1 protein-coding gene is annotated in these 2,122 nt (G+C 70.9%); it reads left to right on the forward strand.

Going from position 1 to position 2,122, the window contains the following annotated elements:
• Positions 1 to 2,122: recombinase family protein (locus QMK30_RS38215; protein ID WP_283522930.1), on the forward strand; the 2,122-nt coding region annotated here is incomplete at both ends.

The raw sequence follows: 2,122 nt of genomic DNA on the forward strand, positions 1-2,122 counted from the left end.
ACGTGTTTGCCGAGTTCGCCCGCACCGGTTCCGCCTACGGCACGGTCGCCGCGTTCGTCGGCCGCACCTTCCCGCTGCGCGCGTACGGGGGCGTCTGGGACGGGCAGTTGCGGTGGGGAAAGCTTACCCATGGCCGGGTCCTGGGCCTGCTCACCAACCCGGCCTACGCCGGAACGTACGTCTATGGCCGGCACCGCACCCAGCGCACGGTCCGCCCGGACGGCACCGTCTCCACCACCAGTCCGCGGATTCCGCGCGCCGATTGGCCCATCGTCCTGCTCGATCACCACCAGGGGTACATCACCTGGCAGCAGTTCCTGGACATCGAGGCGAAACTCACCGCGAACTGCACCCACAGCGGTGCCCGGCCGCCCCGCGAGGGTGAACCTCTGTGCCAGGGCGCCATCGGCTGCGGGTCGTGCGGGAACCGGATCGGCACCCGCTACCAGGGCACCTTCCACCGGGCCTACTACGACTGCATGGGCCACCGGGACGCCGCCCGCACCACCGCCTGCCGCTCGATCGCGGCCAGCATCGTGGACACCGCGGTCGCCGCCCTGCTGCTGACCACGCTCACCACCGCGCAGGTCGCCCTCGCCCTGGACGCGGCCGAGCAGGTCTCCGTCCGGCACACCCGCGCCCATCACGCCGCCGAACTCGCCGTCGAGCGCGCCCGCTACGAAGCCGACCGCGCCGAGCGGGCCTTCGGACAGGTCGAACCGGAAAACCGCTTGGTCGCCCGGACACTGGAAAGCCGATGGGAGACGAAACTGGCCGCGCTCATCGAGGCGGAGGCTGCCCTGGTCGCCACCCGTGACGCCCGCCCACCATTGCCCGGCCGGGCCGAACTGGAGACGCTTGCCGCCGACCTGCCCCGCCTCTGGGACGCTCCCACCACCAGCGCCAAGGACCGAAAACGCCTGCTGCGGACCCTGATCAGCGACATCACCGTGCTGCCCGACGAAGGCGACGGCCAGGCCCGCATCGGGGTGCGCTGGCACACCGGCGCCACCGATCTGATCACCACTGCACGCAGTGCGGCACCCCGCACCCCGGCCGGCGCCATCGAGTTGATCACCCGGCTCGGCCCGGCGCTGACCGACGAGGAACTCGTCACCGAACTGGCCGCCGCCCGGCTGCTGACCGGCCACCGGCGACCCTTCGACGTCAAAGCGGTGCGATGGGCCCGCCACGCCTACAAGATCCCGGCACCCCGCACGGTTCCGTTCCGCGACGGCGAGATCGGCATCGACGACATGGCCCGCATCCTGGCCGTCAGCTACAACGCGGCCTACTACTGGATCACCCACCGCCGGTTGCCGGCCCGTCAGGACCGCACAGGACGCTGGTGCATTCCCTGGACCCCGGAGACCGAGGCCGACTGCCGTCGGCGCATCGCCAGCTCCGGACACCTCAATCCCGCAGGCCAGGGAGCCCGAGCCCTCACCGGAACCGCCCGCGAGGGCGAAGTCTCCGTGCAGGACGCGGCTCGCCGCCTGGGCGTTCACGACTACGACGTCTACTACTGGATCCGCACCGGCCGTCTGACCAGCCGCCGCACCAGCACCGGCCGGGTTGCCATCCCCTGGAACCACACCGTCGAGGCCGGTTGCCGCGACTGGCTCGCCCACCCCGAGCGGTTCCTCCGCACCGGAACCGGCAGCCGCCCGCTGACCACCGGCACCTGCGACGAGAGTGAACTCAGCGTTCAGCAGGTCGCCAGCCGCCTCGGGGTACTGCCCGCAGCCGTCGCCTACCAGGTCCGTACCGGCCGCCTTCCGGCCCGCCGCGGCCCCACCGGCCGGGTCATCATCCCCTGGAACGATCAAGTGGAATCCGAGACCCGCAGCCAGCTGGCACGGCCCAAGCATCCCGGCCCCACCGGCCTCGGAAGCCACCCGCTTCCCGAAACAACCCTGGAGAGCGGCGAGTTGAGCGTCCAGCAGGTCGCCGCACGGCTCAGCATCCGCCCCGGCGCCCTCTACTACACCATCGCCCGCAGCCGCCTGAACGTCCACCGAGACAAAGGCGGCCGACTCAGCATCCCCTGGACCAGGGAAAACGAGGCCATCTGCCATCAACTCGCCGCTCAGACAAGGCCGCACACTCCAAAATCCCAAAT

It is taken from the genome of Streptomyces sp. H27-C3 (assembly GCF_030063415.1).
Classification (GTDB): Bacteria; Actinomycetota; Actinomycetes; order Streptomycetales; family Streptomycetaceae; genus Streptomyces.